Consider the following 18,096-nt stretch of genomic DNA (forward strand, 5'->3'; position numbering starts at 1 on the left):
TCTCAGCCGACCACCGCCCGACGGACGGCCGCATGTGAACGCTGGGCCGCCTCAGCCCGGTCGAGTCCATCCCCGGACAGGATTACCGGCAGGAATTCGCATTCCACCGACACCCCCCTGGCCCTGAACAGAAACCACATATTGGCCACCAACGTCTGCTCGCCGACAAAGGCCAGTTCCGGTGCGTGGCGTCCTCGCCTCAGGAACCGCAAGGCCACAGGCTGTATCGGCACACCCGCCCGCACGGCCGCTTCGAACAGACCTGCGTGAAAGTTTCGCACGTCCGATCCGTCGGTCGTCGTGCCCTCGGGAAACAGGCCGACCGCGTCACCGCATCCGAAGCAATCCGCCATCTGACGTCCCGCCTCGCGCACTGCATGACGATGATGACGGTCGATAAACAGAGTCCCGGCCCAGGCCACCAGCTGGCCGATCACCGGCCAACGCCGGACGTCGCTCTTCGCGATGAAGGACGTCGTGCGCACGCTATTGAGCACGAAGATATCGACCCACGAGATGTGGTTGGAGACCCACAACACCGCACCCTGGTGCACAGGCTGGCCCAACGGGCGGACCCGCACGCCGCACAACGCCATCAGGACACGGGACCACGCCCCGACCAGCCTGCGACGCCCACGGCGGCTCAGTGGGGGAAACACCAGCAGTTCGGTCAGCAGACCCAGCAGGATCCAGACCGAGACCAACAGAAAGCGAAACAGGAACAGCAACGGCGCCACAGGCATCCCCAGACCCGGCCAGTCCGGGCAACGCCGCCCATCATACTCGGAGCGGCCCACCGACCGAGGATTGCGAGGATCAAGGAACCCGGCCTGGCCCACCGGTCACGAGCCGGCCCGATCCAGGTAGCGTTGCAGGATGACGGCGGCCGCCATGGCGTCGTCGGCCGCATGGGTACCCAGGATACGCTGGGCTTCGAGGCTGGAGCCGCGTTCGTCGACCAGCTCGACGCGCAGCCTGAAGCGCCCCTCGAGCTGGTGAGCGAAGCGGCGGCTGTGCTGTGAAGCCGGCTGTTCGCCGCCATCGAGCGTCAGTGGCAACCCCACCACGACCCGTTCCGGCTGCCATTCGGCCAGCAGGGCGGCAACCTGATCGAAGCGCTGCTGGCGTGTTTCGGACGTCAGGATGCAGAGCGGCCGGGCCTGACCCGTTAGGGTGTTTCCCAGCGCCACGCCGATCTTCTTCAGCCCGAAATCGAACGCCAGCAGGATTTCTTCAGGCATGTCCCACGTCGCCGGTCAGCATGGACGGGTGAATGCCCAGCTGGGCCAGCGCCGCATCGTAGCGTTGATCGGCCGGTGTTTCGAAGAGGATCTCGTTGGACGAGAGCACGTTCAGCCAGGCGTTGCGGGCCAGTTCGTCCTCGAGTTGGCCGGCCCCCCAGCCTGCGTAGCCCAGCGTCACCAGCAGATGCGCGGGCCCGTGGCCGGCGGCGACATCCTGCAGGACGTCGCGCGACGTGGTGAGTGCCACATCCTCGCCCAACGGGATGCTGGAGCTATATTCCCCGCGCGGCACGTGCAGCACAAAGCCCCGGTCCGTTTGCACCGGGCCACCGAAGAAGACGGGTGCTTCGCGCACCGGACCGATTTCCAGCGACAAGGGCAGATCGATGCGCTGCAGCAGGTCGCCGACGGTGAGATCCGTGGGACGATTGATGACCAGGCCCAGCGCGCCGTGTTCGGTGTGTTCGCACACATAGATCACGGTATTGGCGAGATCGCCCGAGACCATGCCCGGCATCGCCAGCAGGAACTGTCGGGACAGATCGATACGCGAGCGGGTATCGGAAGCATGCGGTTCTGTCGTCATGGCAATCCCCTGAAATCCGGCCATCCGGCCCATGCTTCTAGATTATCAGATCTCGATCAGTTCGAAGTCTTCCTTGCGCGCGCCACATTCCGGGCACACCCAGTTGGGAGGCACGTCTTCCCAGCGGGTGCCGGGCGCGATCCCGTCTTCCGGGAAGCCGGCCGCTTCGTCATAGATCCAGCCGCAAATCAGACACATCCAGGTCCGCATACCGATTCAAACCCCGTTCACCGCGCCCGCCGACCTGCCGACGGGCCGCATCCATTAGAATGGATGCCATAGTACTCAATCCGCCGGCCCCACCGCCGGCTCGTCGTCCACACGCATGACCACCCCCGTCATTCCCGCCACCCCCCTGCCACTGATTTTCGGACCTTTCGATCCCAGCGGCGCCAGTAACCTGCCAATCGACGCGGTCATCTGCGCCCGCCTGGGCGCGCATGCCGGGTCCGTCGTCACCGCCATCCACGTGCAAGACACCGCCAGGACGGAAACCATTCAGCGCCTGTCGCCCGATCTGATCGACGACCAGGCTCGCTGCCTGCTGGAAGACATGGCGATCGGCGCCCTGAAAATCGGCCCGCAGTACGACCCGGAAACCATTGCCATTCTGGCGCAGATCGCAGCCGACTACAGCGAACTACCCCTGGTGCTGCAGCTGGGAACCCCGCCAACCGTCCCCGATCTCGACGATCTCGACCCCGAAGACACGCTTGGCGCTCTGCTCGACCTCCTGCTGCCTCAGGCACGGGTGGCCGTCGTGGATGCGGGCCTGCCCGAGCACTGGGCGGGCCTCGGGCTGCTGTCCGCATCCGGAGCCGACAACCCCATCGAGGCTCTGCATGAACTTGGCGTGCCACATGTCCTGTGCACCAATTCGGCCCTGAGCCCGGACCTGAACGGCCTGACGCTGCACACGCGGGGGCAGGCCAGCCAGCGCTGGCCCTGGCCGGCACCGACCGTGCGCGTCAGCGACAGCGAGAGCCTGCTGGCGACGATCCTGACCTGCCTGCTGTGCCAGGGACAAAGCCCCGAGGCCGCGACCCAGCAGGCGGTAACGACCGCCACCGCCATGCTCGAGCGACATTTCCACCCCGGCATGGGGCAACGTCTGCTGCTGCACACCTCGACATGACGACATTGCGCTTTCCCCGAGGCCTGTACGGGGTGACCCCCGATTGGGCCGATGCCGACCGGCTGCTGGCGGCCATCGAACAGGCACACGCCGGTGGCATGCAGGTCCTGCAATGGCGCCGCAAACACGGTTCACCGGACGAACGCCGGGCCCAGGCCCTGGCGGTGCGGGACCTGTGTGGGCGCCTGTCCCTGCCGCTGATCATCAATGACGACTGGCGGCTGGCTGCGGAACTGGGCGCCGACGGCGTCCACCTGGGCAGGGACGATGCGCCCGTCGCCCAGGTCAGACAGGCGCTGGGGCCGGATGCGCTGATCGGCTGCTCCTGCTACGACCAGCCGGCGCTGGCCGAACGGCACCTGAGGAACGACGTGGACTACATCGCTTTCGGGGCAATGTTCCCGTCGCGCATCAAGCCCGACGCCGTGCGTGCCACGCTGGATCATATCCGCGCGGGCCGGCGGCTGGCCGATGGGCACACACCCCGTCCCGCCGTGGTCGCCATCGGCGGCATCGGCCCCGACAACGCCGCCCCCGTCATCCAGGCGGGCGCCGACAGCATTGCCGTCATCAGCGCACTCTTCGACGCCCCTGACATCCAGGACGCCGCGTTGCGCTGCAGCACCCTGTTTTCCTGAACCCTCGATCCAGATCTTGCCATGACCCGTAACACAGAACTCTTTGAACGCGCCTGCCGCGCCATCCCCGGTGGGGTGAACTCCCCGGTCCGGGCCTTCCGTTCCGTGGGCGGCACTCCCCCCTTCATCCAGCGCGCCCAGGGCCCCTACCTGTGGGACGCCGAAGGCACCCGCTACGTCGACTATGTCGGCTCTTGGGGGCCCGCCATCCTGGGCCACGCCGACCCCGAGGTCGTGCAGGCCGTGCAGGCCGCAGCCGAAGGCGGCCTCTCGTTTGGCGCCCCCACCGAAGCGGAAATCGACATGGCCGAAGCCATCATCGCCCGCATCCCTTCGATCGAGCAGGTGCGACTGGTCAGCTCGGGCACCGAGGCCACCATGTCCGCGATCCGGCTGGCGCGCGGCTACACGGGGCGCACCAAGATCATCAAGTTCGAAGGCTGCTACCACGGCCATTCCGACAGCCTGCTGGTCAAGGCCGGATCCGGCATGCTGACCTTCGGCAACCCGTCCTCGGCCGGTGTGCCGCCCGAGTTCGTGCAGCACACCGTCGTGCTGGACTACAACAACCTGGATGCGGTGAAAGCCGCCTTCGCTCAGTACCCGGATGACATCGCCTGCATCATCGTCGAGCCGATCGCCGGCAATATGAACATGGTGCGTCCCGCGCCCGGATTCCTGGAAGGTCTACGCGCACTGTGCAGCCGCCACGGCGCCCTGCTGATCTTCGACGAGGTCATGACCGGCCTGCGCGTCGGGCCGCAAGGCATGCAGGGCCTGTGCGGCGTCACACCCGACCTGACCACACTGGCCAAAATCATCGGCGGCGGCATGCCGGTGGGCGCCTTTGGCGGCCGGGCCGACGTCATGGCCGAGATCGCCCCACTGGGCGCCGTCTACCAGGCGGGCACCCTGTCGGGCAACCCGGTGGCCGTCGCCGCCGGTCTGGTCACGCTGCGGCGCCTGGAGCAGCCCGGCTTTTACGACACCCTGCACGCACAGACCGGCAAGGTGATCCAGGGTCTGACCGCATGCGCCCGTCGCCACGGCGTCCCCTTCAGCGGCGACTGGCAGGGCGGCCTGTTCGGGATCTATTTCCGCGACACGCCGCCCACCAGCCTGGCCGAGGTCTCCGCCTGCGACCTGGAGACGTTCAAGCGCTTCTTCCACGGCATGCTGGATGCCGGTGTGCATTTCGCGCCTTCGGCATTCGAGGCCGGATTCGTGTCGATCACGCACGACGACACGGTGATCCAGGCGACACTGGATGCGGCGGACCGTGTTTTTGCCAATTTGTAAGCGCAGCCGGAACAGGCCTCGACCCCGGACCCGGGCGAGGCCCGACAAAAAATTGGTATGAACTTCAAATTTCTTGACCCAGAGCAAAGACACGCCCGGAGCCCACTCCTACACTAGGTCATCGTCCACTTTTATTGATGGCCGCCCCGGCGGCCCGAAGGCGCGCCATGACCGACTACACCCACTATGCCGCCACACAGCATCCCGCCGTCACACCGGATTTCCCCGACCTGGAAACCCGCACGACCGGCCAGGAACCGGAAGACACCCGTCTGTGGCTGCGCATGCTCAGCTGCTGCACCCTGATCGAAAACGAATTGCGCAGCCGCCTGCGCAGCGAATTCCAGACCACCCTGCCGCGCTACGACCTGATGTCTCAGCTCACCCATGCCCCAAAGGGCCTCAAAATGAGCGAACTGTCCCGCCTGATGATGGTGACCAACGGCAACATCACCGGCATCACCGACCAGCTGGAAAAAGACGGCCTGGTCGAACGTCTGAAAGACGACAGCGACCGGCGCAGTTCCCTGATCCGCCTGACGATGAAGGGCCGGCGCTACCACCGCCGCATGCAGCGCGCCCACGAATCCTGGATCCAGTCGCTGTTGGGTGGCCTGGCACCCAACGCGCGCAGCGCGCTCTATAACCTGCTGGGCGACCTGAAGCAATCCACCTACGCGCGCCTGCCGGCGGTCTGATCACCAGAGTTGCGTCCGCACAGCCCCTATTCGGCATAGAATGGGGGCTTCGTTTTTTCTGGTCGGCCATTGGCGAGTCGGCATTGCGTCCTCGCAGCGGAAACCGCCATAGCCGCCGTTTTCCTTCACCGAACATCGCCATGGCCATCAATCTGCACATTCCGGCGCGCGACGCCATCCACCCGGTTCCCGGCATCCGCATCGGCACCGCCGAAGCCGGCATCCGCAAGGCCGACCGGCGCGACCTGACGGTGCTGCTGCTCGACGAGGGCACGTCGGTGGCCGGCGTATTCACCCGCAACCGCTTTCGCGCCGCGCCGGTCCAGGTCTGCGAAGCCCATCTGGCCACCGGACCAGGCATCCGCGCGCTGGTAATCAACACGGGCAACGCCAATGCGGGCACGGGCGCACCCGGCCTGCAGGCGGCCAACGACACCTGCGCGGCCCTGGCCGGCCAGTTGGGTGTGCAGGCGTCACAGATTCTGCCGTTTTCGACCGGCGTCATCCTGGAACCCCTGCCGGTGGACCGCCTGATCGCGGGGCTTCCGGCGGCGATCCGCGACGCCGCACCCGACCACTGGTTCGAGGCCGCGCACAGCATCATGACGACCGACACGCAGCCGAAGATCCATTCTCGGCGCCTGGATCTGGGCGGCGCCACTGTCACGATCACCGGCATCAGCAAGGGCGCCGGCATGATCCGGCCCAACATGGCGACCATGCTGGGCTTCCTGGGCACGGACGCCGGCCTGGCCCCCTCGCTGCTGCAGGCCCTGACACGGCGGATCGCGGATCAGTCCTTCAACCGCATCACAGTGGACGGCGACACCTCGACCAACGATTCCTTCATCATCATGGCGACGGGCGCAAGCGGCGTGCGGATCGAATCCGAACAGGATCCACGCTTCGCCCCGCTGGCACAGGCGCTGACCGATGCCGCCCGCGATCTGGCGCAAAAGATTGTGCGCGATGCCGAAGGCGCCACGAAATTCATGACGATTCGCGTCGAACAGGCGGCCAGCACCGAGGAAGCCCTGAAGGTCGCCTACGCCATCGCCCATTCGCCGCTGGTCAAGACCGCCTTTTACGCGTCCGACCCCAACCTGGGCCGCATCCTGGCAGCCATCGGCTATGCCGGTATCGACGATCTGGACGTATCCCGGCTGACCCTGTGGTTGGGCGACGTGCAGGTCGCCACGAACGGCGGGCGCGACCCGCACTACCGCGAAGAAGACGGCCAGCGCGTCATGGCCGAATCCGAGATCCTGGTCCGCGTGGCCCTGGGGCGCGGCAATGTCGCCGACACGGTATACACCTGCGATTTCTCGCTCGAGTACGTCCGCATCAACGCGGACTATCGCTCCTGATATAGGTATTTACCCTTAATTAGAGGGTTTTATCAGGGATTTCCCTACAAAGGGAAATCCCTGGGTCTATACTCGCACGATTCGCCATTGGACCGCACATTCCGCTCAGTGGCGTGCAGTCAAGCAATATCCTCCCTCTGGTTAGAATCTCCGATGACTACATTCTCCTCGGCAGCGGCGCATCCGTTGCCTCCCGCGGCCCTGAGCGCCGAACAAGAAGCCCGTGACGACCGCTGGACACCCCGAAAAATCGCCATATGGGCCATCATCGCGTTGATCGGCGCAGTCGCCTGGTCCGTCCTGGCCATTTCGCGTGGCGAGACCATCAATGCCATCTGGTTCGTCCTGGCTGGGGTGTGCACCTATCTGGTGGGCTATCGCTTTTACTCGAAGATGATCGAGCGGCGCGTGGCGTTGCCCGACGATCACCGCGCCACCCCGGCCGAATACAACTCCAACGGCCGCGACTTCGTCCCGACGGACCGCGTCGTGCTGTTCGGGCATCACTTCGCCGCGATCGCGGGCGCTGGCCCGCTGGTGGGACCGGTGCTGGCCGCCCAGATGGGCTATCTGCCCGGCACCATCTGGATCATCGTGGGCGCCGTTCTGGCGGGATGCGTGCAGGATTACCTGGTGATGTTCTTCTCGATGCGGCGGGGCGGCCGCTCGTTGGGCCAGATGGCCCGCGAGGAACTCGGCGTCGTCGGCGGCACAGCCGCGCTGATCGCCACGCTGGCCATCATGATCATCATCGTTGCCATCCTGGCACTGGTCGTGGTCAACGCCCTGGGCGAATCCCCCTGGGGCGTGTATTCGGTGTCGCTGACCATTCCCATCGCCCTGTTCATGGGCTGCTATCTGCGCTACATCCGGCCCGGCAAGGTGCTGGAGGTCTCGCTCATCGGCCTGGCGCTGCTGATGTTCGCCATCATCTCCGGCCGCTGGGTGGCGGAATCGGCCTGGGGCAGCTCGCTGTTCCACCTCGATCGCCTGACCCTGGCCTGGGCCATCATCGCGTACGGTTTCATCGCGGCGATCCTGCCGGTGTGGCTGCTGCTGGCACCTCGCGACTACCTGTCGACGTTCATGAAAATCGGCGTGATCGGCCTGCTGGCCATCGCCATCCTGGTCGTGCGCCCGGAAATCACCGTGCCCGCGTTCTCCGAATTTGCCAGCCGCGCGGACGGCCCGGTGGTCGCCGGTTCGCTGTTCCCGTTCCTGTTCGTCACCATCGCCTGCGGCGCGCTGTCCGGTTTCCATGCGCTGATTTCCTCGGGCACCACCCCGAAGCTGGTGGAAAAGGAAAAGCAGACCCGTTTCCTGGGATACGGCGGCATGCTGATGGAATCGTTGGTGGCCCTCATGGCGATGGTCGCCGCCATCTCGATCGACCGCGGCATCTACTTTGCCATGAACACATCGATAGCGGCCACGGGCGGCACGGTGGACACCGCGGTGACCTTCGTCAACAGCCTTGGGCTGGCGGGGGTGAACCTGACCCCGGACATGCTCACCGAACTGGCCCACAATGTGGGTGAAACCAGCATCATCTCGCGCACCGGCGGCGCTCCTACCCTGTCGGTGGGCATTGCCCACATCATGCATCAGTGGTTCGGCGGCACCGCCATGATGGGCTTCTGGTATCACTTCGCCATCATGTTCGAGGCCCTGTTCATCCTGACCGCCGTGGATGCGGGCACGCGGGTCGCGCGCTTCATGCTGCAAGACACGATCGGCAATTTCTTCCCCAAGTTCAAGGACATGTCCTGGCGTCCCGGGGCCTGGCTGTGCACCGCGATCATGGTGGCGGGCTGGGGCTACATCCTGATCCTGGGCGTCACCGACCCGCTGGGAGGCATCAACACTTTCTTCCCGCTATTCGGCATTGCGAATCAGCTGCTGGCCGCCATCGCGCTGGCCGTGGTGATGGCCATCGTCGCCAAGCGCGGCAACTTCCGCTACCTGTGGGTCGTGGCCGGGCCGCTGGTCTTCATCGCCATCATCACGATCTGGGCATCCTGGGAAAAGATCTTCTCGAAGATCCCCGCCGTCAGCTACTGGGCGCAGCACGAAGCCTTCAAGAACGCGCTGGCCTCGGGCAAGACCAGCTTTGGCACGGCCAAGACGGTCGAAGCCATGCGGGCGGTCGTGCACAACACGTTCGTGCAAGGCTCGCTGTCAGTGGTCTTCGTGGTGCTGGCAATCATCGTCATGGCGACGGCCATTCAGACGGCGTGGCGAGCGTACCAGCGCACGCACCAGGCTGGCGATACCGAGGATCCCCGCGTCGAGTCGCGTCTGTTTGCGCCGGCCGGTCTGGTTCCGACATCGTCCGAGAAGGTGCTGGCCGCCCAATGGGCGAGCGTGCCGGCGACCGCATCCCCGGCCATGATGGGACACTGACATGCTCGATGGCGCCCTCCCTGTGCAGCGTCGCCGTCTAAGCGGATTAGGCCAGTTTTTCAAGGGCATCCTGCGCGCCGATGCGTACCAGAAGTATCTGGAACACATGGCGCGCACACACCCAGACCAGGCGCCCGTGTCGGAACGTCAGTTCTGGCGCGAGCGCTACGACTGGGAAGACCGCAATCCGCAAGGGCGCTGCTGTTAGGCCGAGGCCTGGCGCAACGCCGCCACCACGGCCAACGGGAACGGACATACCCACCACGGGCCAGCAGACTTTACCATCGGCTGGCCCGTGGAACTGCTAGGATAAAGGCCCCTTTCTTTCACCCACCTGCTATGGCCAGATCACTCAGTCTTGCTTGCGTCTGGATCCTGGCGATCCTGTGTTATGCCGTGCCCTACTGGGTACTGGACGATCTCAACACCTGGTACGGCAGCTTTCTGTTCTGGACAGTGACAGGGGTGCTGGTGATCGTGTGCAACGTGATCGCCACCCGCGACTTCAAGGAGCAAGACCGATGAGCACGACGGCCATCTGGATCGGGGCGCTCATCTACCTCATTGTCTCGGTGGGCGTGGCCTGGATGTCGCGCGACGAATCCACCAATGGCCGCTCGGTGAGCATGTCGGGCTATTTTCTGGGGGCACGACGCTTCGGCGGCTTCGTCTCGGCGCTCAGCTACAGCGCCACCACGTATAGCGCCTTCATGATGGTGGGGCTGGCGGGCCTCACCTACACCGCAGGGGTGGGCGCCTTTGGCTTCGAGATCGTTTATTTCGTCGGGGTGTCGCTGGTGGCCATCTTTGGCCCTCGCTTCTGGCGGGTGGGCAAGGCCTACGATTTCATCACCCCCAGCGAGATGCTGGGGCACCGCTACCAAAGCAAATCGGTGGCTGTTTCCACCGCACTCACCAACTGTCTGTTCCTCATTCCCTATGCGGCCGTGCAGCTGGCTGGCGTGGGTTATCTGCTGGTGGGCATGAGCGACGGCGCCATCAGCTTTACCACGGGCACTGTCTTTGCCACGATCGTCGCGCTGGTGTTCTCTTACATCGCCGGCATGCGCTCGGTGATGTGGACAGACGCGCTGCAGGCCGCCTTCATGCTGGTATCCGCGTTTGCCGTCGCCCTGCTGGTGGTACATCATCTGGGGGGCTTGTCTTCCATGTTCGGGCAGCTGGCCGAGGTCAAAGGCCAGGTGCTCACGGTGCCTGGACCGGGCTTTTTCTCCTTTGCCACCTTCCTGGGCCTGACGCTACCCTGGTTTTTCTTCAGCCTGTCCAATCCGCAAGTCAGCCAGCGCTTGTTCATGCCCAAGTCTTTGCCGGCCATGCGCCTGATGCTGCTTGGCTTTCTGTGCTTTGGGCTGGTGTACACGCTGGTCGCGGTGACCTGGGGGTTTGGGGCGTTGCTCGCGCTGCCTGGCCTGCCCAAGGCCGATCTGGCCACTCCCCGATTGCTGGCCTCGGGCATTGTCCCCCCGCTGCTGGCCGAAGTGGTCATGATCGGTATTCTGGCGGCGGCCATCTCCACTATCGACTCGATCATGTTGACGCTGTCGTCCATGCTGTCGCGTGACGTCTACGCACACGCCTCGGGTCACCAGGACGATCGGCGCCAAGTCCGCTTTGGCAAGTGGGTGCTGGCCATCATCGCCGTGCTGGCACTGGCCTTCGCCGAGCTGCAGCTGAACCTGATTGCCGTGCTGTCAGTAGCCGCCTCCACCGGGTTGGCGGTCACCGTACCCGCCATCATCGGCGCCTTCTACTGGCGCCGGGGCACGGCAGCCGGGGCGCTGGCCAGCATTGTGGGCGGCAGCGCCGTCGTGCTGCTGATGTTCGCCACCGGCATCCAGCCCCTGGGGCTATCGGCCGGGGTGTGGGTACTGCCCGTCTCGGTCGTGCTCTTTGTGGCGGTCAGCCTGTGCACGAGGGCGCCCACCAAGACAGCCGATGAGTTCATTGCTCACTCGCACTGGCGGAAGGCCTGACACCCAGCCAACACCCTATTGATTTAGAAGCACAATTCTGCGAAAATGCAAGGCTTGGTCTGGATGCATAAGGCATACAGGCCATTTTTGGCATCCCTGGTGCCTAAAAAAACGGCTTGTGCCACCTTCCGGCACAGCCCCGGCACCCGGAATTTTTACAGGAATCCCCCATGTACGCGGTCATAAAAACCGGCGGCAAACAGTATCGTGTTTGCGCCGGCCAGAAACTGAAAATCGAACAGATACCGGCTGACATTGGGCAAGAAATCTCGCTTGACCAGGTCTTGTCGGTCGGCGAAGGCGAAACGCTGAAGATCGGCACGCCCTTCGTCACCGGCGCCGCGGTCAAAGCCACCGTTCTTGCACAAGGTCGTCACGACAAGGTCAAGATCTTCAAGATGCGCCGACGCAAGCACTACCAGAAGCATCAAGGTCATCGTCAGAACTACACCGAAATCCGCATCGACGCCGTTGCGGCCTGATCCGGTCAAGGAGCACAATCATGGCACACAAAAAGGGCGGCGGCTCGACTCGCAACGGCCGCGACTCCGAATCGAAACGACTGGGCGTGAAAGTCTATGGCGGTCAGGCCATCCTGGCTGGCGGCATCATCATCCGTCAGCGCGGCACTCAGTTCCATCCCGGCGTGAACGTCGGTATCGGCAAGGACCACACGCTGTACTCCCTCGTGGACGGCACCGTGCAGTTCTCCGTCAAGGGCGCGCTGAACAAGCGCACCGTTTCGGTCAACGCAGCGAGCTGATCGCTGCCTGACTGATTTGACTGTTAGAAGGCCCCCACGCCGCGCCTTCGGCTTGCTGCCCCCCAAGGGGGCGCTTTTTGCCCTGGGCCGGCCCGGCGGCAAAAAAGGCCCTGCCTCTCGGCGGGGTCTTTTTTTCATTAGAATGTATCCATCATGAAATTCGTAGATGAAGCCACCATCGAGGTTGTCGCCGGCAAGGGTGGCAACGGCGTCGCCAGCTTCCGTCGGGAAAAATTCATCCCGATGGGGGGCCCCGACGGCGGCGACGGCGGGCGCGGCGGCTCGATCCTGGCGATTGCCGATCGCAACATCAACACGTTGATCGACTACCGCTATGCCCGTCTGCATCGCGCGAAAAATGGCGAAAACGGGCGCGGATCGGACCAGTACGGCGCGGGTGCCCCGGACATCGTCCTGCGCATGCCGGTCGGCACCGTGATCCATGATGCGGATACGGGCCAGGTGCTCTTCGATCTCGACCAGCACGGGCAGCAGGTTACCATCGCCGCCGGTGGATCCGGCGGTCTGGGCAATCTGCATTTCAAGTCCAGCACCAACCGGGCTCCGCGCCAATTCACGCCGGGCCGCGAAGGCGAGCAGCGCCGCCTGCGGCTGGAACTCAAGGTCCTGGCCGACGTCGGCCTGCTGGGCATGCCCAATGCCGGCAAATCCACCTTGATCACGCGCGTCTCCAACGCGCGCCCGAAGATCGCCGATTACCCGTTCACCACGCTTCACCCGAATCTGGGCGTGGTGCGCACTTCGCCGTCGCACAGCTTCGTCATCGCCGACATTCCCGGCCTGATCGAAGGCGCCTCGGAAGGCGCCGGACTCGGGCACCTGTTCCTGCGCCACCTCAGCCGCACCCGCGTGCTGCTGCACCTGCTGGACGTACACTCGCCCGACCCCGACGTCGATGCCTGCGCCCAGGCCATCCTGGACGCTCGGGCCATCGTGCGCGAGCTGGAACGCTACAGCCCGGAACTGGCGGCCAAACCCCGCTGGCTGGTCCTGAACAAGCTGGACATGGTCGAGGACCCGCAGGCCATCCAGGAACGCATCTGCCGCGAACTGAACTGGACCGGCCCTATCTTCGGCATTTCAGCGCTGACCGGTGCTGGCACGCAGGCGCTGACTGGCGCGATCCAGTCCTGGCTGGACAAGCAGTTGCTGGCCGCGCATGCGCACGACGAGGACCCCCGTTTCACCCCCGGCACCGCGCATCTTCAGCCTGACGAATGACCTATCGTTAGCCGCCTACACCAGCCGTGTCGAGCCCCGCCAGCATGTCCGTTCCAGAACTTTCCCCCTCCATCGCCCAGGACGCCCACCGGCTCGTCCTGAAAGTCGGTTCGTCCCTGGTCACCAACGAGGGGCGCGGCATCGACCTGCAGGCGGTCGCCCATTGGGCCGAGCAGATCGCCGCCCTGCACGCGGCCGGCCGCCAGGTCGTGCTGGTTTCCAGCGGAGCGATTGCCGAAGGCATGGCCCGGCTGGGCTGGCCGCGCCGTCCCAAGACCATGCCGGAACTGCAGGCCGCCGCCGCCGTTGGCCAGATGGGACTGATCCAGGCCTACGAGGCCGCCTTCGCGCGCCATGGCGTTCGCACGGCGCAGATCCTGCTGACCCATGAAGACCTGTCCGACCGTCGCCGCTACCTGAATGCCCGCAGCACGCTGGTCACGCTGCTGAACCTGGGCGTGGTGCCGATCGTCAACGAGAACGATACCGTCGTCACGGACGAGATCCGGCTGGGCGACAACGACACGCTGGGCGCGCTGGTCACCAACCTGATCGAAGCCAACGTCCTTGTCATCCTGACCGATCAGTCGGGGCTCTACAGCGCCGACCCCCGCAAGCACCCCGATGCCCGGTTCATCCACCAGGGACGGGCCGGCGATCCGGCACTCGAGGCCATGGCGGGGGGATCCGGCAGCGCCATCGGCACCGGCGGCATGCTGACCAAGGTGCTGGCCGCACGCCGCGCAGCCAACAGCGGCGGCCACACGATCATCGCATCCGGCCGCGAGTCGGACGTGCTGCGCCGCCTGACCTCGGGCGAACCGATCGGCACCGAATTGCGGGCGGTGCTGCCCGTGAGATCCGCGCGCCAACGCTGGTTGGTGAACCACCTGCGGATGCGCGGCCGCGTCACGCTGGACGCGGGCGCCGTGCGCGCCCTGACCCAGGGCCATCGCAGCCTGCTGCCCATTGGCGTGATCGACGTGGAAGGCGAATTCGAACGCGGCGACGTCGTGGCCTGCGTGGACGAGCACGGTGTGGAATGCGGGCGTGGGCTCATCAACTATTCGTCGGCCGACACCGCGCGGATCCTGCGCCAGCCCAGCACCCGGATCGCGGAGATCCTGGGGCACCTGTCCGACCCGGAACTCATCCATCGCGACAACCTGGTGGTCACGCGGCCGCGCGCGATTCCAGGCCAGGGATAGCCGTCGCGCGACGGGCGCGGATGGCACGGTCCGGCAGATTCCCGCTCTACTTCTGCGCGGGGATGAACAGGGTTTCCTTGACCTCTTCCATGACCACGCAGCTCTTGGTCTGGGTGACCCCTGGCAGACGTAGCAGGATGTTCCCCAGCAGATTGCGGTACTGCCCGATTTCCTTGATGCGCGCCTTGATCAGATAGTCGAAGTCCCCCGACACCAGGTGGCATTCCAGCACCTGCGGGACACACAGGACCTCGCGGCGGAATTCCTCGAAGGTGCGTTCCGATTTGCTGGACATGCTGATCTCGACGAAGACCAGCAGGCCGGCATCCAGCACAGCCGGCGCCACACGGGCGTGATAACCTGTGATGACGCCGTCACGCTCCAGGCGCCGCACCCGCTCGATGCACGGAGTCACGGTCAGGCCGACGGCATCGGCCAGTTCCGTCATCGACAGCCGGCCATTTTGCTGCAGCAGGTCCAGGATCCGCCGGTCGATCTTGTCTAGGGCATGCATGGATTCTTTCTGTATGCGCATCGCGTCCTCCCGGGAGTGCGGTCGTATGGGCGTCAGTCACCCGGAAACCGGGCATTTAGCCCCCATCCAGGGCGCCGGACGGGGGCTGCAGGCCCTTGTCCACGACAGGCCAGCATTTTGTCCTGCCCACTCGTCAGCCCGATCATAAAAACCAATCGAAATTCTCGAATCACTTATTTTTTCATGAAAAATAACCTGAGACTATTGCCTATCATCATGAAAAATTAATCTATTTGAGGTGCGTCATGAAGGTTTTGGTTCTCGGTGCCGGCGTCGTCGGCGTGGCAAGTGCCTATTACCTCGCCCGACAGGGACATGAAGTCACCGTCATCGACCGGGAATCGGGGACGGCGGAGGAAACCAGCTTCGGCAACGCGGGGCAGTTATCCTTCGGCTATTCCTCGCCCTGGGCAGCGCCCGGTATCCCCCTGAAGGCGCTGAAGTGGCTGTTCACCCAGCATGCGCCGCTGACGATCCGCCCCGACGGCAGCCTGTTTCAGCTACGCTGGATGTTCGACATGTGGCGCAACTGCACACCGTCGCGCTATGCCATCAACAAGGACCGCATGTTGCGTCTGTCGTCCTACAGCCGCCAATGCCTGCACGAACTGCAAGGCGACACCGACATCCAGTTCGAAGGCCGGCGCCAGGGCACGCTGCAGGTCTTTCGCACCCAGAAGCAGATGGACGACGCCCAGCGCGACGTTCAGGCGCTCAGCGACGCGGGCGTAGCCTACGAACTGGTGGATGGCGACCACCTGGTCGACTACGAACCCGCCCTGCACCAGGTCCGCCACAAGCTGGTCGGCGGTCTGCGCACGCCTGACGACGAAACCGGAGACTGCCGCCTGTTCACTCAGGCCCTGACAACATTGGCCGAGGGCCTGGGCGTGAGATTCCGTTATGGCGAGACCATCCAGGCCCTGCACCAGGCCGGCGGCCGGATCTCGGGCGTCCAGTGTCTGTCCGGGACGCTGCAGGCCGATGCCTATGTGGTGGCGCTGGGCTCCTATTCCCCGTTGCTGCTGCGCGACATCGTCGATCTGCCGATCTACCCCATGAAGGGTTATTCCATTACTGTGGATATCGCCGATCCCGACCGCGCGCCGGTATCCACCCTGCTGGATGAAACCTACAAAATCGCCCTGACCCGCTTTGACCAGCGCATCCGGGTAGGCGGCATGGCCGAAGTCGTCGGCTATGACACCCATCTGGACCCGCGCCGCCAACGCACGCTGGAAATGGTCCTCAATGACCTGTTCCCGGGCAGCTACAAGGGCAGCGACGTCCATTTCTGGACCGGTCTGCGCCCAAAGACCCCGGACAGCACGCCAATCGTCGGACGCACCCGCCTGGACAATCTGTTTCTGAATACCGGACACGGCACTCTCGGCTGGACCATGTCCTGCGGCAGCGGGCGGCTGATCGCCGACATCGTGTCGGGGCAGGCCACCGCGATCCGCAGCGACGACCTGGGCGTGCAACGCTACCGCTGAACCGGCTGATCAAAGCGCCCAGGCATAGCCGAAGTCGCGCAGCGACTCGACGGGAGGTTCCCGCAACCCTGCCACTCGGGCCCGCATCCGCAGGCGGCTGATGATGTCACGGCATTTCGGATCCCCGTCCGGAGTGCGTGTCATCGGCCGCCATCCCTGGCGCACCGCCCCGATGATATCGGCATGGCTGGCGACGTGGCCGGGTGCCTCGAACAGACACAGCAGCACCGCCCGTTCGGCCCCGGTCAGACGCAGGAACGCTCCATCCTGATGCGTCAGGCGCCATCCCTGTTCCACCAGGCGCCAGGGGCCGATGCGATGGATCGCGTCCCCCTCGGACAGCGGACTGAATTGCGGCTGTTCCGCGCAATCCCCTGACGCCCGCCGGTACCCCAGGGCCCGCAAAGCCGATGCCATCTGGGATGGGGAATCGTCAGGCCGCAGGATGCAATCGACCCCGACCCGCAACAAGGCCGCCGGCTCGGCGCCCATGGGCCGGCCCAGCAGGGCGACCAGGATCAGGGCCGGATATCGTGTCCGCACAGCCTCGGCCACTCGGCAATTCGACGCGACATCGGCCATCAGCACCAGCGCATCCGGTGCCCGCACACCAGGGTGGTTCAGCGCCAGGCGTAAGGCCGGCCCGTCCAGAAACCGATCGACCCGCCACCCCAAAGCCTTCAGATACCGCGCCCAGGCGTCGTCACCGGGAGCCAGCACCCATACCCGTTGCTCCTCCATCCTTACCCCCCATTGCCCCACTTGCGTCCCGGGCCCATTCGAATGTGGGCATACGCTTCCGTCAGGAATGCCGATTATCACACTAGTAATAATTGATGACCACCAACGTGGTATTCATTTTTAGTCCAATGTGGACGTGGAAACATTCGGCGAACGACTACGCAAAACCCGGCTCCAGCGCGGTCTATCGCAGGCGCAGCTGGCGCATGCGTGCGGCCTGTCGCAAAGCGCCATCTCCAGCTACGAGAACGGCAGCCGGCAGTCGCCGAAGAAGCTGTTGAACCTGGCACAGACCCTGCAGGTGGACATCTACTGGCTCAGTCGGGGTGAAGGCGGCGCCGGCCCGGCATCGAACGCCGTCCAGACAGCCATGCGCGAGCACGAGTCCCCCTGGCCGTTTCCCTCCATCGAGCCCCGGATGTTCTGGTCCCTGACGCGGAAGGACCGCCAGACTGTGGAATCCGCCGTGTCCGCGCTGATCGACAATCTGCTGGCATCCGGCACCTGACCACCCAGGGCCGGGAACGTCTTCCGCGGACTGGCCGGCGCGTTCACATCCGGTCACCAAACATCGCAATCGGAACGGCTGGCAGACTCGGGGGCATCCCCGTATACTTCGTTCCACGCAGGGGTACTTGCCGGCATGGCCGGCGGGTTGAGAAAAACCCTTCGTACCAGTACGGATAATGCCGATGCTGGGAGCGTGCGCGGCATCCAGCCTGTCTCCGGAACGCGTGGTTCTTCCTC

At 64.8% G+C, this 18,096-nt stretch carries 21 protein-coding genes and 1 riboswitch; of the genes, 15 read left to right on the top strand and 6 right to left on the bottom strand.

Annotated features, from left to right (window positions below; translation table 11 throughout):
- Positions 1–2 precede the first annotated feature (2 nt).
- The 4 genes from ABCV34_RS10720 to ABCV34_RS10735 all read right to left on the bottom strand — a co-directional run bounded on the left by ABCV34_RS10720 (position 3) and on the right by ABCV34_RS10735 (position 2,040).
- Positions 3–743: a lysophospholipid acyltransferase family protein gene (locus ABCV34_RS10720; RefSeq protein ID WP_345796215.1), complete on the bottom strand. Its 741-nt coding sequence runs from the start codon at positions 741–743 to the stop codon at positions 3–5.
- A gap of 99 nt (positions 744–842) precedes the next feature.
- Positions 843–1,241: a Holliday junction resolvase RuvX gene (ruvX, locus tag ABCV34_RS10725; RefSeq protein WP_345796216.1), complete on the bottom strand. Its 399-nt coding sequence runs from the start codon at positions 1,239–1,241 to the stop codon at positions 843–845.
- Positions 1,234–1,830 (bottom strand): YqgE/AlgH family protein, encoded by a 597-nt coding sequence (locus ABCV34_RS10730; protein ID WP_345796217.1) that lies wholly within the window; start codon positions 1,828–1,830, stop codon positions 1,234–1,236. Before ABCV34_RS10730 ends, ruvX begins: the two co-directional genes overlap by 8 nt.
- A gap of 45 nt (positions 1,831–1,875) precedes the next feature.
- Positions 1,876–2,040, bottom strand: coding sequence for a rubredoxin (locus ABCV34_RS10735; RefSeq protein WP_043685094.1), 165 nt, complete (start codon positions 2,038–2,040; stop codon positions 1,876–1,878).
- 115 nt (positions 2,041–2,155) lie between these two features.
- Here ABCV34_RS10735 and ABCV34_RS10740 point away from each other — a divergent pair, with 115 nt between their 5' ends.
- From ABCV34_RS10740 to proB, 13 genes are all read left to right on the top strand, one after another.
- Entirely contained in the window at positions 2,156–2,965 is an 810-nt protein-coding gene (locus tag ABCV34_RS10740) for a bifunctional hydroxymethylpyrimidine kinase/phosphomethylpyrimidine kinase (protein ID WP_345796219.1), read from the top strand.
- The gene (gene thiE, locus ABCV34_RS10745) at positions 2,962–3,603 is read left to right on the top strand and encodes a thiamine phosphate synthase (RefSeq protein ID WP_345796220.1); all 642 of its coding nucleotides are present in this window, start codon (positions 2,962–2,964) and stop codon (positions 3,601–3,603) included. Before ABCV34_RS10740 ends, thiE begins: the two co-directional genes overlap by 4 nt.
- A gap of 21 nt (positions 3,604–3,624) precedes the next feature.
- Complete coding sequence (hemL, locus tag ABCV34_RS10750; protein WP_345796221.1) at positions 3,625–4,902, top strand: glutamate-1-semialdehyde 2,1-aminomutase; 1,278 nt, start codon at positions 3,625–3,627, stop codon at positions 4,900–4,902.
- Positions 4,903–5,069: 167 nt separating this feature from the next.
- Positions 5,070–5,600, top strand: a complete 531-nt coding sequence (locus ABCV34_RS10755; RefSeq protein WP_345796222.1) for a MarR family transcriptional regulator — start codon at positions 5,070–5,072, stop codon at positions 5,598–5,600.
- A 140-nt stretch (positions 5,601–5,740) separates the two neighbouring features.
- The gene (gene argJ / locus ABCV34_RS10760) at positions 5,741–6,967 is read left to right on the top strand and encodes a bifunctional glutamate N-acetyltransferase/amino-acid acetyltransferase ArgJ (protein WP_345796223.1); all 1,227 of its coding nucleotides are present in this window, start codon (positions 5,741–5,743) and stop codon (positions 6,965–6,967) included.
- 153 nt (positions 6,968–7,120) lie between these two features.
- Complete coding sequence (locus ABCV34_RS10765) at positions 7,121–9,370, top strand: carbon starvation CstA family protein (RefSeq protein WP_345796224.1); 2,250 nt, start codon at positions 7,121–7,123, stop codon at positions 9,368–9,370.
- A gap of 1 nt (position 9,371) precedes the next feature.
- The gene (locus ABCV34_RS10770; RefSeq protein ID WP_345796225.1) at positions 9,372–9,578 is read left to right on the top strand and encodes a YbdD/YjiX family protein; all 207 of its coding nucleotides are present in this window, start codon (positions 9,372–9,374) and stop codon (positions 9,576–9,578) included.
- A gap of 131 nt (positions 9,579–9,709) precedes the next feature.
- Positions 9,710–9,895, top strand: a complete 186-nt coding sequence (locus ABCV34_RS10775) for a hypothetical protein (RefSeq protein WP_345796226.1) — start codon at positions 9,710–9,712, stop codon at positions 9,893–9,895.
- A complete protein-coding gene (locus tag ABCV34_RS10780; RefSeq protein WP_345796227.1) occupies positions 9,892–11,364 on the top strand; it encodes a sodium:solute symporter family protein in 1,473 nt (490 codons plus the stop codon). Before ABCV34_RS10775 ends, ABCV34_RS10780 begins: the two co-directional genes overlap by 4 nt.
- A gap of 170 nt (positions 11,365–11,534) precedes the next feature.
- Entirely contained in the window at positions 11,535–11,846 is a 312-nt protein-coding gene (gene rplU, locus ABCV34_RS10785) for a 50S ribosomal protein L21 (protein WP_345796228.1), read from the top strand.
- A gap of 20 nt (positions 11,847–11,866) precedes the next feature.
- Positions 11,867–12,127: a 50S ribosomal protein L27 gene (gene rpmA, locus ABCV34_RS10790; protein WP_345796229.1), complete on the top strand. Its 261-nt coding sequence runs from the start codon at positions 11,867–11,869 to the stop codon at positions 12,125–12,127.
- A gap of 153 nt (positions 12,128–12,280) precedes the next feature.
- Positions 12,281–13,369: a GTPase ObgE gene (gene obgE / locus ABCV34_RS10795; RefSeq protein WP_345796230.1), complete on the top strand. Its 1,089-nt coding sequence runs from the start codon at positions 12,281–12,283 to the stop codon at positions 13,367–13,369.
- Positions 13,370–13,413: 44 nt separating this feature from the next.
- Positions 13,414–14,577, top strand: coding sequence for a glutamate 5-kinase (gene proB / locus ABCV34_RS10800; protein ID WP_345796231.1), 1,164 nt, complete (start codon positions 13,414–13,416; stop codon positions 14,575–14,577).
- A 46-nt stretch (positions 14,578–14,623) separates the two neighbouring features.
- On the opposite strand, the gene ABCV34_RS10805 is transcribed toward proB, so the two are convergent.
- Complete coding sequence (locus tag ABCV34_RS10805; RefSeq protein ID WP_345796232.1) at positions 14,624–15,112, bottom strand: winged helix-turn-helix transcriptional regulator; 489 nt, start codon at positions 15,110–15,112, stop codon at positions 14,624–14,626.
- 245 nt (positions 15,113–15,357) lie between these two features.
- On the opposite strand from ABCV34_RS10805, the gene ABCV34_RS10810 reads away from it, so the two are divergent.
- Positions 15,358–16,608 (top strand): D-amino acid dehydrogenase, encoded by a 1,251-nt coding sequence (locus ABCV34_RS10810; RefSeq protein WP_345796233.1) that lies wholly within the window; start codon positions 15,358–15,360, stop codon positions 16,606–16,608.
- Between the two features lie 9 nt (positions 16,609–16,617).
- Here ABCV34_RS10810 and ABCV34_RS10815 read toward each other — a convergent pair whose 3' ends face one another.
- Positions 16,618–17,328 carry a hypothetical protein gene (locus tag ABCV34_RS10815; protein WP_345796234.1) on the bottom strand — a complete coding sequence of 237 codons (711 nt, stop codon included), beginning with the start codon at positions 17,326–17,328 and terminating at the stop codon, positions 16,618–16,620.
- A gap of 157 nt (positions 17,329–17,485) precedes the next feature.
- On the opposite strand from ABCV34_RS10815, the gene ABCV34_RS10820 reads away from it, so the two are divergent.
- Positions 17,486–17,857, top strand: a complete 372-nt coding sequence (locus ABCV34_RS10820) for a helix-turn-helix transcriptional regulator (protein WP_345796235.1) — start codon at positions 17,486–17,488, stop codon at positions 17,855–17,857.
- Between the two features lie 109 nt (positions 17,858–17,966).
- A riboswitch (TPP riboswitch) is annotated at positions 17,967–18,067 on the top strand.
- Positions 18,068–18,096: the final 29 nt, after the last annotated feature.

The sequence above is a fragment of the Castellaniella sp. MT123 genome (assembly GCF_039614765.1).
Classification (GTDB): Bacteria; Pseudomonadota; Gammaproteobacteria; order Burkholderiales; family Burkholderiaceae_B; genus Castellaniella.

Bases quoted from the DNA above. Each gene is read 5' to 3' on its own strand.
- ABCV34_RS10720 (WP_345796215.1), bottom strand. From the start codon at position 743: ATGCCTGTGGCGCCGTTGCTGTTCCTGTTTCGCTTTCTGTTGGTCTCG.
- ruvX (WP_345796216.1), bottom strand. From the start codon at position 1,241: ATGCCTGAAGAAATCCTGCTGGCGTTCGATTTCGGGCTGAAGAAGATC.
- ABCV34_RS10730 (WP_345796217.1), bottom strand. From the start codon at position 1,830: ATGACGACAGAACCGCATGCTTCCGATACCCGCTCGCGTATCGATCTG.
- ABCV34_RS10735 (WP_043685094.1), bottom strand. From the start codon at position 2,040: ATGCGGACCTGGATGTGTCTGATTTGCGGCTGGATCTATGACGAAGCG.
- ABCV34_RS10740 (WP_345796219.1), top strand. From the start codon at position 2,156: ATGACCACCCCCGTCATTCCCGCCACCCCCCTGCCACTGATTTTCGGA.
- thiE (WP_345796220.1), top strand. From the start codon at position 2,962: ATGACGACATTGCGCTTTCCCCGAGGCCTGTACGGGGTGACCCCCGAT.
- hemL (WP_345796221.1), top strand. From the start codon at position 3,625: ATGACCCGTAACACAGAACTCTTTGAACGCGCCTGCCGCGCCATCCCC.
- ABCV34_RS10755 (WP_345796222.1), top strand. From the start codon at position 5,070: ATGACCGACTACACCCACTATGCCGCCACACAGCATCCCGCCGTCACA.
- argJ (WP_345796223.1), top strand. From the start codon at position 5,741: ATGGCCATCAATCTGCACATTCCGGCGCGCGACGCCATCCACCCGGTT.
- ABCV34_RS10765 (WP_345796224.1), top strand. From the start codon at position 7,121: ATGACTACATTCTCCTCGGCAGCGGCGCATCCGTTGCCTCCCGCGGCC.
- ABCV34_RS10770 (WP_345796225.1), top strand. From the start codon at position 9,372: ATGCTCGATGGCGCCCTCCCTGTGCAGCGTCGCCGTCTAAGCGGATTA.
- ABCV34_RS10775 (WP_345796226.1), top strand. From the start codon at position 9,710: ATGGCCAGATCACTCAGTCTTGCTTGCGTCTGGATCCTGGCGATCCTG.
- ABCV34_RS10780 (WP_345796227.1), top strand. From the start codon at position 9,892: ATGAGCACGACGGCCATCTGGATCGGGGCGCTCATCTACCTCATTGTC.
- rplU (WP_345796228.1), top strand. From the start codon at position 11,535: ATGTACGCGGTCATAAAAACCGGCGGCAAACAGTATCGTGTTTGCGCC.
- rpmA (WP_345796229.1), top strand. From the start codon at position 11,867: ATGGCACACAAAAAGGGCGGCGGCTCGACTCGCAACGGCCGCGACTCC.
- obgE (WP_345796230.1), top strand. From the start codon at position 12,281: ATGAAATTCGTAGATGAAGCCACCATCGAGGTTGTCGCCGGCAAGGGT.
- proB (WP_345796231.1), top strand. From the start codon at position 13,414: ATGTCCGTTCCAGAACTTTCCCCCTCCATCGCCCAGGACGCCCACCGG.
- ABCV34_RS10805 (WP_345796232.1), bottom strand. From the start codon at position 15,112: ATGCGCATACAGAAAGAATCCATGCATGCCCTAGACAAGATCGACCGG.
- ABCV34_RS10810 (WP_345796233.1), top strand. From the start codon at position 15,358: ATGAAGGTTTTGGTTCTCGGTGCCGGCGTCGTCGGCGTGGCAAGTGCC.